Source organism: Actinoplanes sp. NPDC051343, assembly GCF_044455125.1.
GTDB lineage: Bacteria > Actinomycetota > Actinomycetes > Mycobacteriales > Micromonosporaceae > Actinoplanes.
Genome location: NZ_JBITEL010000006.1, coordinates 463,905 through 487,603, shown reverse-complemented (window position 1 = coordinate 487,603; position 23,699 = coordinate 463,905). Strand labels below are relative to the sequence as shown.

The following is a 23,699-nucleotide window of genomic DNA, read 5'->3' as shown; positions in this document are numbered from 1 at the left end:
CCCGGCGTCGAGCTGGTTGATCGCCCCCGCGAAGATGGCCGCGTGACCACCGTCGAGCAGCTCACCTCGTGGGTGGATCGGCTGCCCCCGCGCCTGCGCCGCCTGCTACCCCGCGAGCTGGTCGGCTTCGCCGTCATCGGCGCGTTCACGTTCTCGCTCGACCTCGGCCTGCTGGCCGTCCTGCGCGACCGCACCGCCCTGCCCCTGCCGGTCGCCGTCTCGATCGCCTACCTGGCCGCCTTCGGCCTGAGCTTCGTCCTCAACCGCACCGTCAACTTCCGTTCCCACGCCCCGGTCGGGGGCCAGGCCTTCCGGTACGCGGTGGTCCTCGTCGGCGACTACCTGCTGACCGTCGGTGTCTCCACCGGCCTGGCCGACCTGGGCCTCAACTTCGCGCCGGCCCGGGTGACCGCCTCGTTCCTCGTGGCCGTCTTCACCTACTCGGCCTCCCGCTGGTGGGTATTCAGGAGCTGAGGCGTCGTTGCCCGGCGTCGACCAGCGCGGCCCGGGCCCGGTGTTCGGCGTGGAGCATCCGGTCGACCGTCTCCTCGGCCAGGCCAGGTTCACCGGCGGCCACCTCGTACGCCTCGCGCATGGTGGCGACCAGCAGCGCCAGGCGCCGGGCATCGGGCACCACGGTGGTGGCTTCCTCGACCGCGGTGATCGCCGAGGTGAGGTGCCGGGTCGCGGCCCGATTGCTGACCACGGCCGCGGCGGCCAGGCCGAGCACGCAGCCGAGGATCGTCTGCACGAGCCGGTCACCGATCAGGTCGAGCGGCGGCGACTTCCGGCCGAGCTCCCCGACCAGCAGCGCGAGCGGCGTGACGGCCAGCATGGCCAGTCCGTAGTTGCGGATCACCAGCAGTTCCGCGATCACCTGCGCCACGACGATCGCGGCGACCAGCACCCAGGGGCCGCCGGGGATCGCCACCGCCCCACCCGCGATCAGGAGCCCGGCAACCGTGCCACCGGCGCGCTGCACTGCTCGCTGGAACGAGAGCCGGAGCGAGGCCGCCTGCAGCACCGCAACGGCGGAGACGGCCGCCCAGTAGGGGTGGGCGAGCCCGGTGAAATGGGTCAGCAGCCCGGCGGCCGCACCGGCGGCCAGCGCGCCCAGGGCGACTCGGGTGGCCGCCGGCCAGAGCGGGCCCCGCCCCGCCGGAGGCCGGTCGCGCAGCAGGCCCAGCGCGAGATGCCGCTCATTGATCTTCGCGCTCTCGATCGGGGTGGGCGCCAGCCGCGGCGCGATGCCCCGGCGGGTCAGCCTGCCGGCCAGGCCCCGCAACTCGGCGGCGACCTCCGCGCTGTGGCCGTGCACCCCGCTGAGCTCGGTCTCCGCGTGGGCAACCAGCACCTCGAGCCGCGGGGTCTCCGCGTGCGCGACCAGCACCTCGAGCCGCGGGTCGCCGCGTTCGGTACGGTCCGGGCCGATTGCGCGCCAGGCCCCCTCGATAGCGAGCGCGGCCTGGTGGCGGGCCCGGAGGCCGGCCGGGCCGTGCGGGGCCTCGTGCAAGGCGGCGGCCGCCCGCAACGCCCGGGCGACCGCCAACCGGCGCGGCGCGTCCGGCGTGAGCAGGGCGCCCGACATCACGATCAGCCAGGCGGCGAGCGCCGAGCCGGCGGCGAGACCCGCGTGCCCGGGCAGATCGCCCGGCCGGGTCGGCAACGCGCTGCACACCGCGGTCGCGAAGGTGAACATCAGCCCGCCCGGCGGCCCGACCTGGTAGCGGCTGCACCAGAGGGTCGCCGCTCCGCCGACCGCGGCGACCACGATCACGCCGACCGGGGCCGCGGCCAGTGCCGCGAGCCCGCCGACGAAGACCGAAGCGGCCAGGCCGGCCCCGCTTGCCGCGACGAGGACGGCGCGGCGGCGGTAGAGGGAATCCCGCCCGTACAGGGCGGCAAACGCGCCGAATGTCGCAAAGGGCGCCGAGGAGGTGCGGCCCAGAGCCACCAGAACACCCAGGGGCACGAAGACGGCAAGCCCGGCCCGCAGCGCAAACGCCCAGGCCGCGTCGGCCGGACGCACCCGGAGCGCCGCCCGGAGATCGTGTCGCACCGCACCCGACTACCCCCGCCGGGGGCGAAAGCACACACCCGGCGCCTGTCAGGCCCGTGTCAGCGCTATGTGCGCGGCATATCAGCGGCTCCGGGCAGTCTGCTACCCGAGGGCCGCTGCCGGCATGGACACCGGCCCGCGACGGAGGGGACGGAAATCGACATGAGTGATCTTGTAGTGCGGGCGGAGGGGCTCCGCAAACGATTCGGCAAGACGCAGGCTCTGGACGGGGTCGATCTGGCCATGCGCCGCGGCACGGTGCTCGGGGTGCTCGGGCCGAACGGCGCCGGCAAGACGACCGCCGTACGCGTGCTGGCCACGCTGCTCCGGCCCGACGCGGGCATGGCCGAGGTGGCCGGCATCGACGTGCTCAAACAGCCACAGCGGGTGCGCCGGCGGATCGGGCTGACCGGCCAGTACGCCAGCGTCGACGAGGACCTGACCGGCACCCAGAACCTGGTGCTGATCGGCCAGCTGCTGGACCTGACCACCCGAGATGCCCGGAAGCGGGCAGTCGAGCTGCTGGAGTGGTTCGACCTGTCGGAGGCCGCGGCACGGCCGGCCAAGACGTACTCGGGTGGCATGCGCCGCCGCCTCGACCTGGCCGCGAGCCTGGTCGGGCATCCCGAGGTCATTTTCCTGGACGAGCCGACGACCGGGCTCGACCCGGCCAAGCGCGAGGACATGTGGGGTGTTGTGCGCACCCAGATCGCGCAGGGTTCGAGCGTGCTGCTGACCACGCAGTACCTGGACGAGGCGGACGCCCTCGCCGACGAGATCGCGGTGATCAACCACGGCAAGGTGATCGCGTTCGACACGCCGAACGGCCTCAAGCGCCGCGTCGGCGGGCTCACTCTCCGGGTCCGGCCGAGCGACCCGGCCCGGATCGGAGACGCGCTGAAGGTGCTCGACGCGGTCGCCGCCCCGGGCACCAACGCCTCGCTGGACACCGCCGCCGGGGCCCGTGCGGGCGCGGTCGCGGTCCCGGTGGCCGCCGACACGGCGATCGACGAGGCCCTTCCGGCGCTGCGCCGGGCCGGCGTCGAGTTCACCGAACTGGGTCTGCACCTGCCGAGCCTCGACGAGGTCTTCCACGCGCTCACCGAGGAGAAAACCGAATCCAAGAAGGAGAGTGAGCTCGTATGACCGCCCTTGACGTGCCCGTTCGCAACATCGTCGGCGACATCGACAAGCCACGTGGAGGCGCGCTGGCCGCGCTGGTCAGGCATAGCGTCGCGCTCGCGCGGCGGAGTTTGATCAAGACGATTCGGACGCCCGAGGCGCTGATCGACGTCACGCTCCAGCCGGTGATCTTCCTGCTGCTGTTCACGTACCTCTTCGGCGGCGCCATCGCCGGCGGTGACCGGCACGCCTACCTGCAGTTCCTCCTGCCCGGCATGCTCGCCCAGTCGCTGGCGATGGGCGGCATCGCGCTCGGCCAGAACCTGAACGCCGACATCGAGAAGGGCGTCTTCGACCGGTTCCGGTCGCTGCCGGTGGCCCGGTCCGCGCCGCTGGTCGGCGCCGTCGCGGCGGACATCGTCCGCTACCTGACGGTGTGCGTGGTGATGCTGGGCTTCGGCATGATCATCGGCTTCCGGGTCGAGACCGGTTTCCTGCCGGCGCTCGCGGCGGTCGCGCTGGCGGTCGGATTCGGCCTCTGCTTCTGCTGGATCTCGGTGTGGGTCGGCATGATGGTGCGCACCCCCGGTGCCGTTCAGGGCACGATGTTCCTGCTGGTCTTCCCGCTGTCGTTCGGCAGCAACGTGTTCGTGCAGACCAGCACGCTGCCGGGCTGGCTGCAGGCGTTCGTGCACGTCAACCCGATCACGCCGCTGGTCGGCACGATCCGCGGCCTGCTGATCGGCGGCCCGGTCGCCCACCCGCTGTGGCAGACGCTGGCCTTCATGGCCGGGCTGCTGGTCGTGTTCGTGCCGCTCGCGCTGCGCGGCTACGCCCGGCGGGCGTAGCGGTCAGGAAGCGGGGGGTGAGGCGCTGTCCGACGCGGGCAGCGCCTCTCGGCGCAGCCGCGCCGGATCGACCTGGAGCAGCGCGGTCTTGCCGTCCATCGCCCAGCCGATCTCGTACGCGGAAGCGAACCCGTTCTCCCCGAGCGCCTTGCGGGCCCGGCCGGCGAGTTCGGAGACCTGCAGGTCGGTCCAGTCGTGGGTGCCGCGCAGCCGGGCCGCCGCACCGAGCAGCCCGGCCGAGTCGCGGTGCCGCCCGAGCAGATCGGCCAGGCCCGCCGCGGTCACCGCCACCATCGACAGGATCGGCATGTCGCGGCTCTGCACCGCCGCGGCGTACGCCCGGGCCAGCGGTTCCTCGGCGCCCGCCGGATCGCCGCGGAGCACGCACAGCCAGGCCCGCACCGATCCGATCAGGGCCACCCCGTGGTCGCCGCCGAACGGGAAGTTGCCGTTCATCCCGTCCTCGGCCGCGACCAGAAGTTCCTCGGCCCGGTCGAGATCGCCGAGCCGCAGCCACAGGCCGGCCTCGAGCGCGTTGACCAGGATGATCATCTCGGCCGAGCTGGACCGCAACGCCCGCTCCCGCGCCGTGTCGATCATCGCGGTGGCCTCCGCGAAGTCGCCCCGCCGCAGGTAGAGGTCGATCCAGCGCAGGTCGATGAAGACCTCGTCGCTCAAGCTCAGCGAACCGAACTGGCGCGCCTCGGACCGGGCCCGGCTCAGGTCGGCGAGGGCGCCGTCGAGGTCGCCGTCGTACTGCCGCAGCAGCGCCCGCATCGGCAGCGCCGTGGCCAGGCCCCAGTGGTCGCCGACCTCTCCGAAGCACCTCAACGCGGCCGTCACGTCCGCGCGGACCTGGGCCAGGTCGCCCTCGTTCTCGGCGACCTGGGCCCGGAACATGTGACCCAGCCCGGCCAGCCAGACGTCCGGGCCGTCGACGATCCGGGCGATGACGGCCCGCGCGGCGTCGGCGTCCTGCAGGAAGAAGAGGGTGATCGCGGTCAGCGCGCTGGCCAGCCCGGGCAGCTCGTGGTCGTAGCCGAGCAGCCGGTCGGCGAGTTGCCGCAGCTCACCCTCGCGGGCCAGCACCTCGGCCTCGATGACGACCGGCTGCGAACCGATGCGGTTGAGCAGCAGCACGACCTGGGCGCAGTCGCGTTTCACGCTCGCCCGGCCGCCGGGCAGCGCCAGGGCCTCGGCCAGCCAGTAGCTGGCATCCTGGTGCCGGCCGAAGATCTGCCAGTACCAGGACAGATCGAGCGCCAGGTCGACCGCGCGGTCGGCCGCGCCGGTGTCGCACAGATGGCGCAGCGCGGACAGCGCGTTGTCGTACTCGGCCCGGATCACGTTCATCGCGCTCAGCTGTGACGGGCCGCGCAACTGCTGGTCGTGCTCACCGATCAGCCGGGTCAGATAGCGGGCGGCCAGACCGCGTACGGTCTCCAGTTCGCCCCGCTCGGCGAGGCGCTCGATGCCGTACTCCCGCAGGGTTTCCAGCATGCGGTAACGCCCGGCGTCCGGCGCGAGCTGCAGCAACGACCGGTCGACGAGCGCGGCGAGCAGTTCCGGAATCTCGCTCTCCGGCACCTCGGTGCCGGAACACACCGCGGCGGCCGAGGCCGGCGAGACGCCGCCGGGCAGGACGGAGATCCGGCTGGCGAGCGTACGCTCGTGCTCGCCGAGAAGATCCCAGCTCCACGCGATGACTGCCCGCAGCGTGCGGTGCCGCGGATAGGCGGTGCGGCTGCCGCTGGTGAGCAACCGGAAGCGGTCGCGCAGCCCGGCCGCGAGCTCCCCCAGCGACAGCGTGCGCAGCCGGGCCGCCGCCAGCTCCAGGGCCAGCGGCATGCCGTCGAGCCCGCGGACGATGCGGAGCACCTCGGCGAGCGTGTCGACGTCGACGTCGAACCCCGGGCGTACAGCGGCAGCCCGCTCCGCGAAAAGCCGCACCGCGGCGGTGCGGCGGGCCTCCTCGACGCTCGCGTCCGCCTCGGGCAGCGTCAGCGGCCCGAGCGGCACCAGCGCCTCCCCGTCGACGGCGAGCGGCTCCCGGCTGGTCGCCAGCACCCGCAGCCCGGCGCAGCGCGGCAGCAGCGCCGCGGTCAGCCGGGCGACCGCCTCGATAAGGTGCTCGCAGTTGTCGACCAGCAGCAGCGTCTCGCGACCACCGAGCCGGTCGACCAGGACCTCGAGTTCGTCGCCCTCGGCCGCCAACCGGCCGCTGTCGAAGAGCGAGGCGCCGCGCAGCCCCAGCGCGGCCAGCAGCGCCGCACCGACCTTGGCCGGCTCGGTCACCGACGACAGGTCGACGAGCCAGGTGCCGTCCCGGTACTCGTGCCGATGCCGCCGCCCGGCCTCGAGCGCAAGCCGCGTCTTGCCGGCGCCGCCCGGCCCGAGCACGGTGACCAGCCGCCCGGCGGCGAGCAGGGTGTCCACCCGGGCAAGGTCGTCGTCCCGGCCGACAAAGCTGGTCAGCGGGGCCGGCAGGTTGCTCGGAGGCGGCTCCTCCCACGCCGGCAGCGGCTTGGCCCGCGCCGGCGGCTGCTCGGCCCCCGCCGGCGGCTGCTCGGCCCCCGTGGGCGGCTGCGGGCCTCCCCCCAGCGGCTGCTCGCCCCACCCCGCCGGCTGTTCGCCACGCCCCGGCCGCTGCTGGCCCGACCCCGGCCGCTGCTCACCCACTCCCGGCCGCTGCTCACCCACTCCCGGCCGCTGCTCACCCACTCCCGGCCGCTGCTCACCCACTCCCGGCCGCTGCTCACCCACTCCCGGCCGCTGCTCAGCCGCCCTCGGCCGCTGCTCACAGTGTCTGGGCCGCTGCTCGCCGGGCGCCGGCCGTGGGGATGGGGCCGGCCGCTCGGTGGAGGCACGCAGGAGGCTGAGGTGACGGTCGCGCAGGGCAGTGCCCGGGTCCACTCCCAACTCGTCGGCCAGGAACTCGCGCACCCGCTCGAAAGCCGCGAGCGCCTCGGCCTGCCGGCCCTGCGCGGCGAGCGCGTCCATCAGCAGCGCGGCGGCCCGCTCGTCGGCCGGGTGTTCGACCAGCAGAGCGGCAAGCCGAACCGAGGCGATGTCGGCCGCGCCCAGCACCGTCTCGGCCTCGGCCAGGTCGGCGACGGCCTCGGCGGCGGCCCGGGCCAGCCGGGTCGCGACCCCCGGAGCCACCGCGGCGATGGCGGCCGGCGCACCCGTGCCCATCATCGCCGCCGCCCGGCCCACCGACGCCCGGCCCGCCGGGGCCCACTCTGCTGCGGTCGAGCTCACCGCCGCTGAGCCCGCCGCCGCTGAGCCCGCCGCCGCTGAGCCCGCCGCCGCCGGTGGGCCTCCCGCCGCCTCGGAGTCTGTGGCCTCCGTTCCGGACCAGACCGCGACCGCCTCGGTGAGCAGCGCTGCCGCGGCCTCGACCTGACCCGTCCGCAGCCGGTCGCGGCCGTCGGCGGCGAGGCGCTCGAAGCGCAGCGCGTCGACGTCGCCGGGCGCCACGTCGAGCCGGTAGCCGCCCTCGGCCTGTACGACCGTGCCGGCCCCGCCGAGCAGCTTGCGCAGGCGGGAGACCAGGGACTGCAGCGCGTTCGCCGGGTCGGTCGGGCGTTCGGTGGGCCAGAGCGCCTCGGTCAGCACGCCCGGGTCGACGGCGCGGCCGCCGGCCAGGGCGAGCCGCACGATCAGGCCGCGCAGCCGGGCCCCGGGTACGGGCACCGGGGTGTCACCTCGCGCCACCTGAAAGGTGCCGAGCAGCGTCACCCGCAGCCGCGGAGCCGAGTCCCCCATGTCTCTGATCCTCTCGCGCCGGGGCCACCCGGCCAAAACGCGATCAGTTTCGCCTCAGGGTGCGGCGGCCCACCCGTACAGGAAGGCGCCGAAATCCTGGGCCGGAACCGGCCGGGAAAAGAGGTAGCCCTGGCCGTGGGTGCAGCCCAGCTCGCGCACCAGACTCTGCTCCTCGGTGGTCTCGATGCCCTCCGCGATCACTTTCAGGCCCAGGTTGAGGCCCATCGTGACGATGGTGCGGACCAGTTCGCGGCTGCGGACGTTGCCGGACGACCGGGATACGAACGAGCGGTCGATCTTCAGAGCGTCGAACGGCAGGTCGTGGAGGGCCTCGAGGGAGGAGTAGCCGGTGCCGAAGTCGTCGATGTGGACCTCGACGCCCATCGCGCTCAGGTCGCCGATCATCCTGGTCGCGTGTCGCACATCGTGCATGATCACGCCTTCGGTGATCTCGATGGCGAGGCAGCCGGGGTCGAGGTGGTCGGCGGCCAGGGATTCGACGACGTCCTGGATCAGGTTGCCGTGCCAGAACTGCCGGTTGGAGACGTTGACGCTCATCCGCATCGCCGGCTGCTGCCACCGGGCGATCTGCCGGCAGGCGGTGCGCAGCACCCAGGTGCCGATGTTGACGCCGAGGTCGCTCTCCTCGGCGATCGGCAGGAACGCCGGCGGCCCGAGCAGCCCGCGGGTCGGGTGCCGCCAGCGCAGCAACGCCTCCATCCCGGTCACCGCGCCGCTGTCGAGGGCGACGATCGGCTGGTAGAACAGCTCCAGCTCGTCGTTGTCGATGGCGTGGCGCAGTTCGGCGCCGGTACGCAGCCGGTCGAGCGCCGACTCGTGCATCGACGGCACGAACAGGGCGTGTGTCCGTTTGCCGCTGCTCTTGGCGTAGTACATCGCGGCGTCCGCGTCGCGCATGACCGCCTGGGTGTCGCCGTAGCTGTCGGCGCCCAGCGCGATCCCGATGCTCGCGGTGACGGCGACGTCGGTGTCGCCGAGGCGGCACGGCGCGGAAACCGCCGCCTGCAAACGCTCGGCCAGCACCGCCGGGGCCTCCCGCCCGGCAAAATCCTCGATCAGTACGGCGAACTCGTCGCCGCCCAGCCGGGCCGCCGCCTCGTTCACCCGCAACTCGACCGTCACCCGCCGGGCCACCTCCTGCAGCAGCCGGTCGCCGGCCTCATGCCCCAGACTGTCGTTGACCAGCTTGAACCCGTCCAGATCCAGCAACAACACCGCATACTGCCGGCGCCGGCCCATCGCCAGCATCAACCGGTCACGGAAATGACTACGGTTCGGCAGCCCCGTCAAATCGTCGTACAGCGCCGCCCGCCGCAGGACCTCTTCCTGCTCCCGCAACGTCTGCAACACCGAATCATGCTCCAGAGCCACACTGAGCAACGCCGCCCACTGATTCATCGTCTCCCGGCCCTCGGCCAGACCAGCCTGAATCGGACCGACCAGCGCCAACATCCCCCAGTCCCCGTTGTCCACCTTCAGATGAGCGACGTAGATCATGTCGTCGGCGGCGGAGTCGGCCAGCGCCACCACCTCGGCCGGCGGGAACCGCTCGATCCCGGTGCGGCCGCCGCCCTGCATCGCCGCACCGGCCCGCCGGTCGTACGTGGCGATCACGTCGAGGAAGGCACCCCCGGTCTCGTCCGCGCTCGGCCACAGCCCGAGGCAGCCGCCGCGGATCGCGGTGGCCCGCAACCAGTCCAGCGACCGCGGATCACGCTCCTGGCTGCGCAACAACTGCATGCTGACCGAATATTGGGTCCCCAGCGCCGACATCGTCGACCGGCCGTGCGCGACCTGGAACGACGACTGGGCCTGGGCCAGCACCACGAAGATCTGATAGACGAGGTCCTCGACCCGCTCGTTCTTCGTCGCGGTCTGCAGCGCCCGGCCGTAGTCGCGGAACAGCCGCATCACCGCCACCGCGGTCTCGTAGTTCTCCAGGCGCCGGGCGACCGGCATGAGCAGGCGGCGCAGTTCGGTGCCGGCCGGGGTCGGCCGGTCGGCCGCGGCCTCGTTGAGGGCGCTCGCGACGTTCTTGACCGCCACCTCGAGTTCGGCCGCCTGGGCACCGGCCGACCAGGCCGGGGTGTCCCGATCGACGGCGGTGCGGATCTCGGCCAGCAGCCGGTCGGCGTCGGCCGGGTCGTCGGCGAACCGGCCCGAGGCCAGCGCCAGGGGGCCCGGGCAGCCGCACGACTCCCGGACGACCAGGGTGGTCGGCAGCCGGTGCTCGTCGTCGGCCACCGCGGCGCCGTTCACCATCCGCACCACCAGCCTCGCGGCCAGCCCGCCGATCTCGTCCAGCGGCTGCCGGACGCTGGTCATGCTGGGGATCATCGAGGCACCGAGCAGCATGTCGTCGAAGCCGATCACGGCCTGCTCGGCCGGGAGGTGGCAGCCGGCCTCGGTCAGCACCCGGACGACGCCGAACGCGTTCAGGTCGTTCGCCACGACCACCGCGGTCGACGGCAGCCCGCCGGCCAGCATGGCGCGCCCCGCCCGCTCGCCGCCGGCCTCCTGCATGTCGCCGGTGTCGTAGTAGAGGCCCTCCGGGTCGAGGCCGGAAGCGAGCATCGTGGCGCGGTACGCCGCGTACCGTTCCTGGACGTCGACCTGGCCGAGGTACCCGGCGAAGGCGATCCGGCGGTGCCCGTGCCCGATCAGGTGCCGCACCGCGGCCCCGATTCCCGCCCCGTTGTCCGGCCGGACGGTCGGGCAGCTCAACCCCTCCGGGTTGTCGCTGATCACCACGACCGGGCGCCCGCTCTGCTGGGCCAGCCGCATGTACGCCGGGCCGACGCCGTTGAGGAACGTGACGAACCCGTCGATGTAGTCCCAGGCCACGTGGTGCGGAAAGGGCGGTGGGTCCTTGAAGTCGGTGTTGAACGTGCCCGCGTCGAGTGTCTGGATCGCGATCAGCCGCCCGCCGTGCGCCGCCACCCCGGCCCGGATGCCGTCCAGCAGGCCGCCGAAGTAGGGGCCGCCGAACGACGTCGAGAGCACACCCACGACCGGACCATGCGCCACGGCCCAAGATTATTACCTTTTCGGTGGTCAGGTGGCCGGTCGGGGACTCGTTTGCAACCAGGCTGCGACCGGCCGTTGCCTGACCGCCCCCGGGTCCGCGACCGATGCGACGGGACATGCGAATCCGCCTGGTCGTCGCCGCGCTGGTCTCCGTTCTCAGCCTCCTGGTCGGGGCCGCCCCGGCCCATGCGGGCGGGCCGGGCCTGCTCAGCATGACCTTCAACGCCTGCGGGAACGTCTGCCGGCACGGCGAGGTCGACCTCACCGCGTCGAACATCGCCTACCAGGTGCGGGCCCGCGGCGTCTCGGTCGCGATGCTCCAGGAACTCTGCTACTCGCAGTTCCTCGGCGTGCGCGACCGGCTGGCCCGCTACGGCTACGAGGCGATCTTCGCGACCGGGGCCAAGGGCGGCCACTGCGCCGACCACGACCGGGCGCACGGGCGCGCCTTCGGCATCGCCCTTCTGGCGAAGGGCACGCTGAGCGGTGCGGTCGCGCACCAATTGATCGGTACGTCGCCGGTGAACGCGGAACAGCGCATGGTGCTCGGCGCGACCGTACGCCTCGCCGGTCGCACCGTCTTCGCCGTCACCACCCACACCTCGCCGAGCGGCCCCAATCTGGCGGCCCAGATGGCGGCGATCAGCCGCTGGCTGACCCCGCTCGCCGGCACCCGCCCGGTCCTGTTCGGCGGCGACCTCAACTCGCAGCCCTCCGACGACGACCTGGACCCGTTCTACGCCACCTTCCGCGAGGCGAACGGCGACCGCTCGGAGCCGCTGACCACGTTCCTGCCGGCTCCCCGCAAAATCGACTACCTGTTCGCGAACCTCGGACGGCGCGGGGCGGTCACGTCCTGCGCGGCCTATTCCGACCACTGCATGTACTTCGGCCTGTTCCGATAAGGGATTTCGATAGCGGCCATCAATTGTTCGAATGTGCATTCGTATTCGATGCCGGTTAGCTTTGGCCGGTGAATTCCCCAGAATTGGTGCTCGACCCGACAGCGCGGCGGCGGGCGGCCGAGGAAGCGGTTCTGCACGCGGCCGGCGGGCCGGTGCTTGTCGACATCCTGGGCGAGGCGGCGTGGGCGATCGGGGATCCCGATCTGCTGCGGCAACTGCTGTCCGATCCCCGCGTCTCCAAGGATCCGCGGCAGCACTGGCCGCGGTTCATCGAGGGTGAGATCGTCGGGAAGTGGCCGCTCTATCTGCAGGTGTCGGTCGACAACATGTTCACCGCGTACGGGCAGGCGCATCGCCGTCTGCGGCGTCTGGTGTCCCCCGTTTTCGCCGCCCGGCGGCTCGATGGTCTGTTGCCGTCGATCGAGCGGAACACCGCCGGGCTGCTGGACGAACTGGCGGCCCTCGGGTCCGGTCCGGTCGACCTGCGGCAGGCCTTCGCGGTGCAGTTGCCGGTGCGGGTGATGAGCGATTTGCTGGGCATTCCACAATCGATGCGGGCACCGTTCAAGGAGACGATCGACCGCATCTGGAATACGACGTCGTCGGCGTCCGATGCGCTGGCGGCGACCCAGGACGTGTACGCGATGCTCACGGCACTGATCGCGCTCAAGCGGGACGCGCCGGGCGACGACCTGACCACCGGGTTGGTGCAGACTCCCGAACTCACCGACCGGGAACTGGTCGACACGTTGCTGCTGATCGTGGCGGCCGGCTACGAGACGACGGTCAACCTGATCGACAACGCGGTCGTGGCGCTGCTGGCCGATCGCGCGCAGGTCGCTCACGTGCGCGCGGGCCGGGCCTCCTGGGGTGACGTGATCGAGGAGACGATGCGGTTCGCGGCACCGGTCAGCCACATGCCGATGCGGTACGCGGTCTCCGACATCGAACTGCCGGGCGGCGCGGTGATCCGGCGGGGCGAGGCGATCCTCCCGTCGTTCGGCGCGGCGTCGAACCATCCGCGGCATCAGCCACCCGGCACGGCCGGGACGTTCGACGTGACGCGGCCGGACCGGTCGCACGTGGCGCTCGGGCACGGCGTGCACTTCTGCCTCGGGGCGCCGCTCGCCCGGGCCGAGGGGGCGACGGCGCTGGCCGGGCTCTTCGGCCGCTTCCCCGCGATGCGCCTGGCCGTGCCGGCCGCTTCACTCGAACCGGTTCCGAGCATCCTCGGTAACGGCCACCTCACCCTGCCGGTCCATCTGGGCACCGATGGAGATCACGCCCGACCGGCGTCGTCACCGGTGAGCAGGCCCCGGTTGTAGCCCTCGGCGACCGCCGCCGCGCGGTCGTTGACGTCGAGCTTGGCGTAGATGTTGAGCAGGTGCGTCTTGACCGTGGCCTCGGTGATGAACAGTCGCGCGGCCGCCTCCCGGTTGGTGTGGCCGGACGCGACCAGGCGTAACACCTCCAGCTCGCGGCGGCTCAGCGGGCCGGGCGGGGGCGCGGGGGCCCGCAGCCGGTTCATCAGGCGGGCGGCCACCGACGGCGAGAGCGCGACCTCGCCGCGGGCGGCCGAGCGTACGGCCCGCAGCAGTTCGTCGCGGGGCGCGTCCTTCAGCAGGTACCCGGTCGCCCCGGCCTCGATCGCGGGCAGCACGTGGCTGTCCGTGTCGTACGTCGTGAGCACCAGCACCCGGGCCGGCACCCCGCGCCGGGCCAGTTCGCCGATCGCGGTGACGCCGTCCATGCCCGCCATCCGAAGGTCCATCAGAATGACGTCGGGCCCGAGTGCCTCGGCCAGCCGCACCGCCTCGGCCCCGTCCGACGCCTCGCCCAGCACGGCGAACTCCGGATCGCGGGCGAACATGCTGCTCAGCCCGTCGCGGACGACCGGGTGGTCGTCGGCGATCAGCAACTTGATCGGGTCACTCACGAGGACACCTCCAAGGGCAGGGCGGCCGAGATGCCGGTGCCACCGCCCACCTCCGATTCGATCTGCAGGATGCCGGACAACGCCTCGATCCGCTGACGCATGGCCTCCAGCCCGAAGCCGCCGTTCCGCAGCAGCGGGTCGAAGCCGGGGCCATCGTCCCGCACGTCCAACGCCACCTGCTGGTCCATGTAGGACAGGGTGATGCCGACCCGGGTCGCGGAACACGCGTGCTTGCCCACGTTGGCCAGAGCTTCCTGGGCGGTGCGGAACAGCGAGACCTCGGCCTCCGGGCGCAACGGGTGGGCGGACCCGGTCACCGTGACCGCGGCCGGGATGCCGTGCCGGGCCGACCACGTGGCCGCGACCTCGCCGATGGCGTCGGCCAGCCGCCTGGTTTCCAGGGGCCCGGGGCGCAACTCGTTCACCGATCGTCGCGCCTCGGTCAGGCTCTCCCGGGCCAGCGCGGTCGCTGCCGCGTGGTGCCGCCGCCAGGCGTGCGGGTCGTCGGCCACGTGCTCGGCCGCCTGGAGCTGTGTGACGATCCCGGTCAGGCCCTGGGCCAGCGTGTCATGGATCTCGCGGGCCATCCGGCCCCGCTCGTCCAGTACGCCCGCCGCGCGCGCCTGCTCGACCAGGCGTTCCTGGAGGGCCGCGTTCTCGGACAGGGCTGCCGCCAGGCGCCCGTTGGCCTCCCGGGCCTCGCGAAGGGCTTTCTCGCGCCCGCCCTGATAGCGGAGCATGACCTCGCCGAGCCACGCGATCAGCCCGAACGGCAGCACGTTGACGCCGACCACGGCCGCCCAGCCCAGCCATCCGGTCCACGAGTGGTAGTCGAGGCCGGTCGCCTGGGCCGTTCCCGCCACGACCCCGGCGGCCGAGATGAAGTACAGCTCGCGCGGCCAGCCGACGATCTGAAAGGCGTACGCGTAGAGGGCCACCGAGTAGAAGCCGAACCACGGGTTACGGATGACCATGACCAGGCCGAAGACGTTGAGGCCGGTCAGGAACACCGCCACGACGGCCGGCCGGTCCCGCCACACCGGACGCGCCGTGAAGAGCACCAGGTTCCAGAGGGCGGCCCCGGCGCACAGCACTGCGTCAAGATAGTTGTGCCGCACGACGACCGTGAGTGCGGCGAGAGCGGCCAGCAACGCGTACGGAAGGACGGTGACCATCGGTCGCAGCCGCCGTTCCCACCCGGCCGGCCAGGCCGGTTGCTCTTCCCGCATGTCTCTCACCTACTCCCAGCGGAAGAATCTAGCCGCCGCGGCTGCCGCCGCGACCGCCCAGGCGAGCAACGTGACAAGCGTGAGCCAGTGCGGCCAGTGCCCGCTGGTGGCGTCCTGCATCGCGGTGACCGCCGCACCCATCGGGCTGAAGTGGCTGATGTGCCGCAGGGTCGCCGGCATGGTCTGTATCGGCAGGAACAGCCCGCCGAGGAAGACCAGCGGATAGAAGAGGGCGGCGCCGAGCGCGTTGGCCGACCGGCCGCCCGGCGCGGCACCGGACACCAGCAGGCCGAGAGCCGTCAGGGCGAGGGTCGCCAGCAGCGCGGCGAGCAGGAAACCGGCCATCTGGCGGGGCAGCACGACGTGGAACGCGAACCGGGCCACCAGAAGAAGCGCGGTCACCGAGACCGCGGCGGTCAGCAGCGTGAGGATCAGCTGGGCGGCGAGCACCCGGACCGGCCCGACCGGCGTGGTCCGCAACCGCCGCAGCACGCCCCGCTCGCGATAGCCGGCGAGCACCGGTGGCAGCACGTTCAGCGCGAGCATGGCCAGCACGAACGCGACCAGGATCGGGACGTACACGTCGAGCAGCGTCCGGCCGCCGAGATCGGCCCGGTGCTCGTGGTAGAAGGGCAGATTGCCGAAGATGACCAGCAGGAGCAGCGGCAGCCCGACTCCGAACGCGGGCCCCGACTTCTCGCGCAGGAACAACTTGAGCTCGGTCCGGGTCAGCGCGGTCATGCGGTCCTCCCGGTGAGTTCGACGAAGGCGTCCTCCAGCGTGGGCCGGCCGGCCCGCTCGATGAGCTCGGCCGGCGAGCCGATCGTCAGCACCCGGCCCGCCTCGATGACCGCGACGCGGTCGCAGAGGCGCTCGGCCTCCGGCATGAAGTGGGTGACGAGCACGATCGTCACGCCGTCGGCCCGCACGCCGGCGATCAGATCCCAGGTGTCCCGGCGGGCGTGCGGGTCCAGGCCGGTGGTCAGCTCGTCGAGTACGGCGATCCGGGGCCGCCCGACCAGCGCCAGCGCGATCGCGAGCCGTTGCTTCTGGCCGCCGGAGAGTTTGCCGTACGGGACCTTCTCCCGGCCTTTCAATCCGAGCTGCCCGAGGAGTTCCGTCGGATCGGCCGGTTCGGGATAGAACGAGGCGTAGAGCCGCATCGCCTCGCCGACCCGCAGCCGCTCGGGTAACTGGCTGTCCTGCAGTTGCACCCCGACCCGCCGGGTCAGCTCGGCGTGGTCGCGTCGCGGTTCCCGCCCGAGCACCCGGATCCGCCCGCGATCCGGCGTCCGCAGCCCGACCAGGCACTCCACGGTCGTCGTCTTCCCGGCCCCGTTGCGCCCGAGAATCCCGAAGATCTCGCCCTGCGCGACGGTGAACGACACGTCGTCCACCGCCACCGTGCTGCCGTACCTCTTGTGGAGGCTCTCCACCTCGATCACGCCGTTCATGCCGTTGAGCGTCGCCGATCCGCCCTCCGCGCGGATCGGCCGATCTCCCGGGCGGGCGGTGGAATCGGCCGCTCGGCCACCCGGTGGGTGCACTCCACCGATCGATCGAGTGACTATCCGAAGGTGAAGACGTACGCCCGCGCGCCGGCCACGGCGAAGCTGATCTCGACCGTGCGCGCGGTGACCGGTGCGGGCTGGCGGATCAGCTGGTACATGCGGCCGTAGTCGAGCACGCCCTGCCCGTCGGCCGTGATGTCGGTGCCGTGCGAGGCGCCCGGGGCGACGCCGTCGAGGAGGACCTGGAACTTCATCGGCCGGCCGGTCGGGTTGGAGAGCACCAGGTTGGCGTCGCGGGCCTGGAAGTGGAAGGCGATGGTGCTGCCCGGGGACGTCGACTCGATCTCCTCGCGGCCGATCCGCCACCCGCCGTCCAGGCCCCAGCGGTTGAACGGCAGGTAGGCCGGTGACTCGACCGGCTCATCGAGGCCGCGGCCCCGGCCGAGGTAGGTCTCGTTGGTGCGCACGGTGTCCCAGTCGGCGCCCTTCTCGGGTCCGACGCCCTCGACCGTGACCAGGGGGCGGGACACCCCGAGCAGTCGCTGCAGGGTCTTTTCCGACTTCTCGTAGCGGCCCTCGCCGAAGTGGAAGTCGGTTATCGAGCCGGAGCGGTCGGCGAAGTAGAGCGCCGGCCAGTAGTGGTTGTCGAAGGCCGACCAGATCGCGTAGTCGCTGTCGACCGCGACCGGGTAGTCGATCTCGCGATCGGCCAGCGACCGGCGGATCAGGTCGATATCGTGCTCGAAGCCGAACTCGGGCGTGTGCACGCCGATCACGACGAGCCCGTCGTCGGCGTAGGCCCGCGACCAGGCCCGCACCCACGGCTCCTGCCGCAGCCAGTTGACGCAGGTCAGCGTCCAGAAGTTGACGAGCACGACCCGGCCGCGCAGCGCGTCCGGCGTGAGCGGTTGCGAGTTGAGCCAGCCCGCGGCCCCGGTGAAGGGCGGAAGAGAGGTCATCGACGGCCAGCCTAGAGCCTCTTGACCACGGTCGATACCCGTCGTAGCGTCCCGCCCAAGGTCTGTTAAACAGTCTTCCAATCTTGGAGTTGCCGTGGGTAGCCTGCGGAAGTCCGGCGCGGCCCTGAGCGGGCTCGCGCTCATCCTGTCCATCACCGCGGCCACCCGGCCGGAGATAGCCGCGCAAGTCCGCGTGGACCAGGGCGGTTATGCGCCCGGCGAGACCAAAACCGCGTACCTCATGACCGGCGCCGCGAGAAACGGCGAGCGATTCGCCGTGCTGGATTCCAGGAACCGGACCGTGCTGTCCGGAAAGGTCGGTAAAATCAGCCGCGGCGCGTGGAACGACACTTACCAAGCCGTCTACCCGATCGACCTGAGTCCACTGGAAAAGACCGGCACCTATAGCATCAAGGTGGGCGGCGCGGAATCGCCGGCTTTCACCATCCGCAGCGAGCAGGACCTCTACGGCCAACTCGTCCGCGACGGCGTCACGTTTTATCAGACCCAGCGCGACGGCAAGGACGTCATCAAGGGCGACCTCAACCGCAAGCCGTCGCACCTCAACGACGCCTACGCCGGGGTATATCAGACGCCGACCTTCGTCACCGACGACATCATCGCGGAAAGCGACCTGACCCGGCTCGGCGGCACGGCGGTGAACGTCGAGGGCGGCTGGTTCGACGCCGGGGACTACCTGAAGTTCACGCATTCCACGGCGTACGGTGCGATAGATCTGCTCGCCGCCCAGCGTGCGATGGGCGGAAAAGCGCCCGCCGCGCTCGGCGCGGAATCGCGTCACGGCATCGACTGGCTCGACAAGATGTGGGACCAGAAGTCGAAGACCCTTTATCTGCAGGTGGGAATCGGCTCGGGCAACGACGCCGGCACGTTCCTCGGCGACCACGACATCTGGCGGCTACCCGAACAGGACGACACCGACAGCGACCCGGACGCCCGTTACGCGACCTCCCACCGGCCGGTCTTCGAGGCGGCGGCGCCGGGCGCGCCGATCAGCCCCAACCTGGCCGGCCGGGTGGCGGCGGCATTCGCGATGGCCGCGCAGCAGGACCCGCCGGCCCGCGCCGCGGCCGACCTGAAGGCAGCGACGTCGCTCTATGCCCGGGCCGCGGTGAAGAATCCGCCCAAGCAGCTGACGACCGCGCTGCCGTTCGACTTCTATCCGGAGGACACCTGGCACGACGACATGGAACTCGCGGCGGCCGAGATCGCCCTCGCCGGCCGGCGCCTGCACCTGCCGGGCACCGACAAATTCATCAGCCAGGCGGCGGGTTTCGCTGCGGGATACATCGCCGGCGAGACCGGCGACACCTTCAATTTGTACGACGTGAGTGCGCTCGCCCACACGGATCTGATCGTGGCCATGGGGCATTCCCCGGGCCGCGCCCTGGCCGTGTCCCGCGCCCAGCTGGCGGCCGACCTCAAACGTCAGGTGAAGACCGGCGCGACCCGGTCGGCGACCGATCCGTTCCGGGCCGGCGGCGTCTACACCGACTTCGACGTCGACTCGCACACGTTCGGCCTGATCGCCACCGAGGCGATGTACCGCTCGGTGACCGGCGACCGCTCGTTCGACGCCTACGCCACCGCCCAGCGCAACTGGCTGCTCGGCGCCAACGCGTGGGGCACCAGCTTCATGGTCGGCGAGGGGTCGACGTTCCCGCACTGCACCCAGCACCAGGTCGCCAACCTCAACGGCAGCGTCGACGGCTCCCGCCCGGTGCTGACCGGCGCGGTCGTCAACGGACCCAACGACCCGTCGCTGTTCGAGGACGGCCTCGGCGACTACCAGGACGGCATGGTGGCCTGCCCGCCCGCCGGCAACGACCCGTTCGCCGCCTTCAACCGCGCCGACAGCCGCTTCGTCGACGACGTCCGTGCCTGGCAGACCGACGAGCCGGCCCTCGACATGACCGGCGCCGCCATCATCGGCGCCGCCCTGCAGTCGGCCTCGCACTGAGAGGGGCCGCCGCGCCCCGGCGCGGCGGCCTCCGTCCGCAACGAACCTGACGGGAACTGTCAGCCTTCCGCCCTAGGGTCACGGCATGCGAGTAACCGGAACCTTCGAGGTAGCCGACCGTCAAGACGACGACGGCACCCACCACATCTGGTTCGACTACGAGCTGACCTGACGGTCAAGCTGACCGGGTCTCTCAGTGCCGGCGTCCCCGCCGCCCTCTGCTTCCGCAACCTCACCGACTACATCGCCCGGCGCACCCGATAGCGCAGGTGCAGCACCCGGTTGCCCTGAATCACCACGTCAGGATCCTCCAACAGGTGCTGCGCGCCGGCCGACCCGAAGTAGCGCTTGCCGGACCCGAACACGACGGGTACGACGTCCATGCGCACCTCGTCGACCAGGCCCGCGGCAAACACCTGGCCACCGACGTCGCCGGCGGCGACCTCGACCGTGCGGTCGCCCGCAAGCTCCTGCGCCTTCGCCACGGCTGCCTCGACGCCGTCGACGAAGTGGAACGGCGCCCCGGAATCCCAGCTCGAAGGCTCCGGCCGGTGCGTCACGACGACCACGTGGTCGATCCCGCCCGGAGGCTTCCCGTCCCAGCCGCCCGTCATGTCGAAGACGCGCCGGCCGACGACTGTCGCCCCGATCTCGTTCCAGTACGGCCGGGTGTAGTCGTAGGACGTCTGTGACACCTTCAGCTCGCCGCTCCCGTCCAACGGGACGTCACCGCTGGACAACCAGTCGAACAGCGGTCCGGGCTGGTCGTTCTCGTCCGCGACGAAGCCGTCCACCGACACTGAGCTGTACATGACGACCTTGCCCACGGGGCTCTCCTCTGCCTTGGTGTGCCCCCAAATTAGCGGGTCGTGAGCTGTCGTTCTTGTAAGAAATCAATCCGCCGGCAGCGGCCAGCCGTCCATCGCGTGGCCGGGATGTTCGCGCAGGAACCGCCGCCGGACTTCGACGTACCGGGTCGGCGTGAGCCCGGTGAACGCCCGGAACTCGTGACCGAAGTGGGCCTGGTCGAAGTAGCCTGCGCCGCCGGCGAGGTCGCCCCAGTCGATCGGAGCGGCGGGGTCGATCGCGAACACGGTGGCGGCGAAGCGGTAGGTGCGGGCCAGCCGCTTCGGCGTGACGCCGACGAGTTCCTTGAACAGCAGCGTCAGCATCTCGTGCGGCCCGGCCGCCGTGGCCAGCCGGTCGCGCAGCTCAGCAACGGCGGGCCGGCCCCAGACCTGCTCTACCGTCACCGGCCGGTCGCGCAGTTCGGCCGCGAGCATCGGCAGGAACGGCGCCGGCTCCCACGGCTTCAGGTGCGCGCCGACGGACCGGGTCCGGGGCGCGGGTAGCCGAACTCCAACGCGCCGGTGGGGTATCCCCGGACATCAGACTTCGCGAAGGCGCAGGTGGATGGTGCGGGCCTCCGGGCGCAGGGCGAAGTCGGGCCACACGTCGGGGCCGCAGGCCCGCGAGCCGAGGCCGTGCTGGGCCGCGTCGATGAACAGGTGGCTGGTGGTCGACGACGGCAGCTCGTAGGGGTGCCGGGCGGCCGCGGTCTCCTGCGGGGTGTGCCGGGTCAGCGTGAAGCCGGGACGGCGGCCTCGCGTGTCCGGGACGGCGTCGATTCGGAGGACGTCGCCACCGTCGGCTTTCAGTGTCAGAGTCCGCAGCCCGGAACGGTGGCCGGTCTCCTGCGGGCGCGCATATTCGACCGACAGGTCGGAGATCTCCGCGGCGAACCGGCCGACGACGGCGGCGTGCCGGCTGTCGGGATAGGACTCGAGCGGGCCCGTGCCGAACCACGAGGCGCCGTCGACGGCATCGTCCGCGTCCGGGAAGTCGAAGCGGAGTCCGATGCGGGGCCAGACCGTGGACCAGCCGCGGGACGGTTCGATCGAGACGCGCAGGTCCAGCTGCTCGTCGTCGACCAGGGTCCAGACGGTCTCGACGACCACCGACCGGCCGGAGTTGGCGGCCGCGACCCGCGAGATCACCCGAAGGGCGCCGGGGGCGGCCGACACCGAGACCAGGCGGGTGGTCAGGCGGTCCAGGCCGTCGCGGCGCCACAGGGAGGCGTTGGAGACGCCGGGAAGGCTGCCGTCGCTCTCGGCCGGGTTGCCGGAGGTTCCCTCGTCGTTGTCGGTCGGGGCACGGAACAATTCGAGGCGCGGGCCGGCCACGGTCCGGCCCGCGAGACGTACGAGGGTGCCGGCCTCGAACCGCGCGGGCCCGAGGGTCATCGTCCCGTCGCCGGGTTCCCAGCGGGGCTCGCGCCGCGCTACCGGTGCGGGCCGCGGAGCGGAGCGGTCGAGCTGGGCGGTGGCGACCACGTGCCCGGCCGGCGCCCAGGCGGCGTCCGCGGCCAGGACCGCCTCCAGCGTCAGCCACGTCTCGCCCGGCGCGGTCGCGACGTCGACGGTCGGCAGCGGCACACGCGAGGCTGCGCCGGCCTCGATCTCGGGCACCTGCAGATCGCCGGCCGACACGACCTCGCCGTCGTGCGTCACCTGCCAGCGGAATGCGAGATCGGACGTGTCGGCGGAGTGACGCAGGTTGGTCAGTTCGACGCTGTCGTCGTGGAAGGCGAACCGGAGCGGCTGGACCACCGCCTTGTATTCGTGGAGTCCGGGCGTCGGCACGTCGTTGCTGAGCACCATTCCGTCCATCACGAAGTTGCCGTCGTGGACGACCTCACCGAAGTCGCCGCCGTAGGCGTAATACGGCGTCCCGTCCGGGGAGGAGGCGAGAATGCCGTGGTCCCGCCACTCCCAGATGAACCCGCCGTGCAGCCGCGGGAACCGGTGCACCAATGATTCGTACTGGTCGAGGGCGCCCGGCCCGTTGCCCATCGCGTGGGCGTACTCGCAGAGCAGGAACGGCTTGGTCCGCTGCCGGGCCCCCTGGGCGGGCGTGCAGCCGAGCAGTTTGTCCCGCGACCCGTCCGTCCCGATCGCCGTGGTCTGAAGGATCGACGAATACATCCGCGAGTAGACGTCGGTGTAATCGCCCGTGTAGTCGCCCTCGTAGTGCACCGGGCGGGACGGGTCCCGGCCGTGCACCCAGGCCGACATCGCGGCCAGGTTGCCGCCGGTTCCGGCCTCGTTGCCGAGCGACCAGATGACGATGCTCGGGTGGTTCTTGTCCCGTTCCACGGTCCGCTCGATGCGGTCCAGATAGGCGTCCCGCCACGCCGGGTCGTCGGATGGGTTGCCGACCCAGTCCAGGGCCGAGAAGCCGTGGGTTTCCAGGTCGCATTCCTCGATGACCCAGAAGCCGAGTTCGTCGGCCAGGTCGAGCAGGCGCGGGTGCGGCGGATAGTGGCTGGTGCGGATGGCGTTCACGTTGAACTGTTTCATCCGGGCCAGGTCGGCGCGCGCGTCGCCCTCGTCGAAGACGCGCCCCCGCACCGGGTGGGTCTCGTGCCGGTTCATGCCGTGGAAGACGACCCGGCGGCCGTTGACCAGGAACTGGTCGCCGACGATTTCGACCGTGCGGAAGCCGAGCCGCAGGGACACGGTTTCTGCGGTTGCGGACACCGTCGCGGCGTACAGGAAAGGCGCCTCGGCCGTCCACGGCCGTACCTCGCCGACGTCGATGGGTCCGACGTCGGCCGGCGTTTCCCAGGTTTTCTCGAGGCCGAGATCCGGGATGCGCAACGTCACCGGGAAGCCCGCGGAATTGATTTCCGGCGCGATGGTGCCGTGCCCGTCCGGCGCGAAGGAAGTGCGCAGCCAGACGTCCTCGAGTCCCCCGGACGGCCGATGTTGCAGCGTGACGTCGCGGAAGATGCCGGGCCGCCACCACTGGTCCTGATCCTCGAGATAGCTGGCGGCCGACCATTGGTGCACGCGCACCGCGACGACGTTGTCGCCGGCGTAGAGCGAGGAGGTGACGTCGAATTCGTGGGCCAGCCGGCTGCCGCTCGCCGAGCCGATCTCGTCGCCGTTCACCCAGACCTTGAACAGCGATTCGACCCCGTCGAAGCGGAGCACGACCCGGCCCGACTCGAGCCATTCGGCCGGCACCTCGACGTGGCGCCGGTAATCGCCGGTCGGGTTCTCGTCCGGCACGTGCGGCGGATCGATCGGGAACGGGTATTGAACGTTGGTGTAGATCGGTGTCCCGAAGTGGGACGGCACGTTGATGCTGTCCCATTTCGCGTCGTCGAAGTCCTCGGCCACGAAATCCGTCGGGGCGGTGGCGAACGGCGACAGCCGGAACTGCCAGGGCCCGTTCAGCGAGCGGGAGGGTGCGTCCGAATGCAGCCATGAGCGCGCCGCTTGCACGGCACCGCGGAACGGCTTCTGGTCCGAGATGTACGACATGACAA

Annotated in this window: 16 protein-coding genes and 1 pseudogene; 6 read left to right on the top strand and 11 right to left on the bottom strand. The window is 71.7% G+C overall.

The features are described from left to right. Nucleotides 1–42: 42 nt before the first annotated feature. Nucleotides 43–474 carry a GtrA family protein gene (locus tag ACIA5C_RS22495; RefSeq protein ID WP_396057516.1) on the top strand — a complete coding sequence of 144 codons (432 nt, stop codon included), beginning with the start codon at nt 43–45 and terminating at the stop codon, nt 472–474. Here ACIA5C_RS22495 and ACIA5C_RS22490 read toward each other — a convergent pair. Beyond that, the gene (locus tag ACIA5C_RS22490) at nt 464–2,059 is read right to left on the bottom strand and encodes an FUSC family protein (protein WP_396057514.1); all 1,596 of its coding nucleotides are present in this window, start codon (nt 2,057–2,059) and stop codon (nt 464–466) included. The genes ACIA5C_RS22495 and ACIA5C_RS22490 overlap by 11 nt on opposite strands. A gap of 162 nt (nt 2,060–2,221) precedes the next feature. Here ACIA5C_RS22490 and ACIA5C_RS22485 point away from each other — a divergent pair, with 162 nt between their 5' ends. Together ACIA5C_RS22485 and ACIA5C_RS22480 are read left to right on the top strand one after the other, a co-directional pair. Continuing rightward, nucleotides 2,222–3,205, top strand: a complete 984-nt coding sequence (locus ACIA5C_RS22485) for an ATP-binding cassette domain-containing protein (RefSeq protein ID WP_396057512.1) — start codon at nt 2,222–2,224, stop codon at nt 3,203–3,205. Then, nucleotides 3,202–4,029, top strand: coding sequence for an ABC transporter permease (locus ACIA5C_RS22480; RefSeq protein WP_396057510.1), 828 nt, complete (start codon nt 3,202–3,204; stop codon nt 4,027–4,029). Before ACIA5C_RS22485 ends, ACIA5C_RS22480 begins: the two co-directional genes overlap by 4 nt. Nucleotides 4,030–4,032: 3 nt before the next feature. On the opposite strand, the gene ACIA5C_RS22475 is transcribed toward ACIA5C_RS22480, so the two are convergent. Then, nucleotides 4,033–7,797: an AfsR/SARP family transcriptional regulator gene (locus ACIA5C_RS22475; protein WP_396057508.1), complete on the bottom strand. Its 3,765-nt coding sequence runs from the start codon at nt 7,795–7,797 to the stop codon at nt 4,033–4,035. A gap of 54 nt (nt 7,798–7,851) precedes the next feature. Beyond that, nucleotides 7,852–10,845 carry an EAL domain-containing protein gene (locus ACIA5C_RS22470; protein ID WP_396057506.1) on the bottom strand — a complete coding sequence of 998 codons (2,994 nt, stop codon included), beginning with the start codon at nt 10,843–10,845 and terminating at the stop codon, nt 7,852–7,854. Between the two features lie 116 nt (nt 10,846–10,961). Between ACIA5C_RS22470 and ACIA5C_RS22465 the strand changes: the two genes are divergently transcribed. Both ACIA5C_RS22465 and ACIA5C_RS22460 read left to right on the top strand, forming a co-directional pair. Further along, entirely contained in the window at nt 10,962–11,750 is a 789-nt protein-coding gene (locus ACIA5C_RS22465; RefSeq protein WP_396057504.1) for an endonuclease/exonuclease/phosphatase family protein, read from the top strand. 68 nt (nt 11,751–11,818) lie between these two features. Continuing rightward, nucleotides 11,819–13,075 (top strand): cytochrome P450, encoded by a 1,257-nt coding sequence (locus ACIA5C_RS22460; RefSeq protein ID WP_396057502.1) that lies wholly within the window; start codon nt 11,819–11,821, stop codon nt 13,073–13,075. On the opposite strand, the gene ACIA5C_RS22455 is transcribed toward ACIA5C_RS22460, so the two are convergent. The 5 genes and pseudogenes from ACIA5C_RS22455 to ACIA5C_RS22435 all read right to left on the bottom strand — a co-directional run bounded on the left by ACIA5C_RS22455 (nt 13,030) and on the right by ACIA5C_RS22435 (nt 17,385). After that, nucleotides 13,030–13,686 carry a response regulator gene (locus ACIA5C_RS22455; RefSeq protein WP_396057500.1) on the bottom strand — a complete coding sequence of 219 codons (657 nt, stop codon included), beginning with the start codon at nt 13,684–13,686 and terminating at the stop codon, nt 13,030–13,032. The genes ACIA5C_RS22460 and ACIA5C_RS22455 overlap by 46 nt on opposite strands. Further along, nucleotides 13,683–14,915: a sensor histidine kinase gene (locus ACIA5C_RS22450; protein ID WP_396057498.1), complete on the bottom strand. Its 1,233-nt coding sequence runs from the start codon at nt 14,913–14,915 to the stop codon at nt 13,683–13,685. The genes ACIA5C_RS22455 and ACIA5C_RS22450 overlap by 4 nt, the downstream gene beginning before the upstream one ends. 9 nt (nt 14,916–14,924) lie before the next feature. After that, the gene (locus tag ACIA5C_RS22445) at nt 14,925–15,656 is read right to left on the bottom strand and encodes an ABC transporter permease (RefSeq protein ID WP_396057496.1); all 732 of its coding nucleotides are present in this window, start codon (nt 15,654–15,656) and stop codon (nt 14,925–14,927) included. 50 nt (nt 15,657–15,706) lie between these two features. After that, nucleotides 15,707–16,369, bottom strand: a pseudogene (locus ACIA5C_RS22440) (ABC transporter ATP-binding protein); the annotation flags it as partial. A gap of 113 nt (nt 16,370–16,482) precedes the next feature. Next, the gene (locus ACIA5C_RS22435) at nt 16,483–17,385 is read right to left on the bottom strand and encodes a thioredoxin (RefSeq protein WP_396057494.1); all 903 of its coding nucleotides are present in this window, start codon (nt 17,383–17,385) and stop codon (nt 16,483–16,485) included. Nucleotides 17,386–17,479: 94 nt separating this feature from the next. Here ACIA5C_RS22435 and ACIA5C_RS22430 point away from each other — a divergent pair, with 94 nt between their 5' ends. Then, the gene (locus ACIA5C_RS22430; RefSeq protein ID WP_396057492.1) at nt 17,480–19,366 is read left to right on the top strand and encodes a glycoside hydrolase family 9 protein; all 1,887 of its coding nucleotides are present in this window, start codon (nt 17,480–17,482) and stop codon (nt 19,364–19,366) included. A gap of 239 nt (nt 19,367–19,605) precedes the next feature. On the opposite strand, the gene ACIA5C_RS22425 is transcribed toward ACIA5C_RS22430, so the two are convergent. The 3 genes from ACIA5C_RS22425 to ACIA5C_RS22415 form a co-directional block, all read right to left on the bottom strand. After that, complete coding sequence (locus ACIA5C_RS22425; RefSeq protein ID WP_396057490.1) at nt 19,606–20,193, bottom strand: dihydrofolate reductase family protein; 588 nt, start codon at nt 20,191–20,193, stop codon at nt 19,606–19,608. A 66-nt stretch (nt 20,194–20,259) separates the two neighbouring features. Beyond that, nucleotides 20,260–20,649, bottom strand: a complete 390-nt coding sequence (locus ACIA5C_RS22420) for a helix-turn-helix domain-containing protein (protein ID WP_396057488.1) — start codon at nt 20,647–20,649, stop codon at nt 20,260–20,262. A gap of 105 nt (nt 20,650–20,754) precedes the next feature. Beyond that, the gene (locus tag ACIA5C_RS22415) at nt 20,755–23,694 is read right to left on the bottom strand and encodes a glycoside hydrolase family 2 TIM barrel-domain containing protein (protein WP_396057485.1); all 2,940 of its coding nucleotides are present in this window, start codon (nt 23,692–23,694) and stop codon (nt 20,755–20,757) included. Nucleotides 23,695–23,699 lie beyond the last annotated feature (5 nt).